Below are 1,751 nucleotides of genomic sequence, written 5' to 3' on the forward strand. Positions count from 1 at the left end.
AAGCATATGGTAGGAGAGCGTTCTGTAAGCCTGCGAAGGTGTCTTGTAAAGGATGCTGGAGGTATCAGAAGTGCGAATGCTGACATGAGTAGCGATAATGGGGGTGAAAAGCCTCCACGCCGTAAGCCCAAGGTTTCCTGTTCAACGTTCATCGGAGCAGGGTGAGTCGGCCCCTAAGGCGAGGCAGAGATGCGTAGCTGATGGGAAGCAGGTTAATATTCCTGCACCGTCGTATGATGCGATGGGGGGACGGATCGCGGAAGGTTGTCTGACTGTTGGAATAGTCAGTTTCTGTCTCATAGAAGGCGCTTAGGCAAATCCGGGCGCGGAATTCAAGGGGATGGGACGAGTGAGCTTGCTCACGAAGCAATCGGAAGTGGTTCCAAGAAAAGCCTCTAAGCTTCAGTCATACGAGACCGTACCGCAAACCGACACAGGTGGGCGAGATGAGTATTCTAAGGCGCTTGAGAGAACTCGGGAGAAGGAACTCGGCAAATTGGTACCGTAACTTCGGGAAAAGGTACGCCCCGGTAGCTTGACCACTTTACTGTGGAAGGGTGAAAGGGTTGCAATAAACTGGTGGCTGCGACTGTTTAATAAAAACACAGCACTCTGCAAACACGAAAGTGGACGTATAGGGTGTGACGCCTGCCCGGTGCTGGAAGATTAAATGATGGGGTGCAAGCTCTTGATTGAAGTCCCAGTAAACGGCGGCCGTAACTATAACGGTCCTAAGGTAGCGAAATTCCTTGTCGGGTAAGTTCCGACCTGCACGAATGGCGTAACGATGGCCACACTGTCTCCTCCCGAGACTCAGCGAAGTTGAAATGTTTGTGATGATGCAATCTACCCGCGGCTAGACGGAAAGACCCCATGAACCTTTACTGTAGCTTTGCATTGGACTTTGAACCAATCTGTGTAGGATAGGTGGGAGGCTTTGAAGCGGGGACGCTAGTTCTCGTGGAGCCAACCTTGAAATACCACCCTGGTTTGTTTGAGGTTCTAACCTTGGTCCGTTATCCGGATCGGGGACAGTGCATGGTAGGCAGTTTGACTGGGGCGGTCTCCTCCTAAAGTGTAACGGAGGAGTTCGAAGGTACGCTAGATACGGTCGGACATCGTGTTGATAGTGCAATGGCATAAGCGTGCTTAACTGCGAGACTGACAAGTCGAGCAGGTACGAAAGTAGGACATAGTGATCCGGTGGTTCTGTATGGAAGGGCCATCGCTCAACGGATAAAAGGTACTCTGGGGATAACAGGCTGATTCCTCCCAAGAGTTCATATCGACGGGGGAGTTTGGCACCTCGATGTCGGCTCATCACATCCTGGGGCTGTAGCCGGTCCCAAGGGTATGGCTGTTCGCCATTTAAAGTGGTACGTGAGCTGGGTTTAAAACGTCGTGAGACAGTTTGGTCCCTATCTGCCGTGGGCGTTGGAAATTTGAAGGGGGCTGCTCCTAGTACGAGAGGACCGGAGTGGACGAACCTCTGGTGTACCGGTTGTCACGCCAGTGGCATTGCCGGGTAGCTAAGTTCGGAAGAGATAACCGCTGAAAGCATCTAAGCGGGAAACTTGCCTTGAGATGAGATTTCCCAGAGCCTTGAGCTCTTTGAAGGGTCGTTCGAGACCAGGACGTTGATAGGCTGGGTGTGGAAGTGCAGTAATGCATTAAGCTAACCAGTACTAATTGCCCGTACGGCTTGTCCCTATAACCTTAGCAGGTACAGAGGATAAGACGGTACAACGTTG

At 51.8% G+C, this 1,751-nt stretch carries 1 rRNA gene (cut by a window edge); it reads left to right on the top strand.

From position 1 onward, the window contains the following. Nucleotides 1–1,710: ribosomal RNA gene (locus GCN75_RS28665) — 23S ribosomal RNA — on the top strand (it extends 1,256 nt beyond the left edge of the window). Nucleotides 1,711–1,751: the final 41 nt, after the last annotated feature.

Origin of the sequence: Janthinobacterium violaceinigrum, assembly GCF_009208555.1 — a bacterium.
GTDB lineage: Bacteria > Pseudomonadota > Gammaproteobacteria > Burkholderiales > Burkholderiaceae_D > Janthinobacterium > Janthinobacterium violaceinigrum.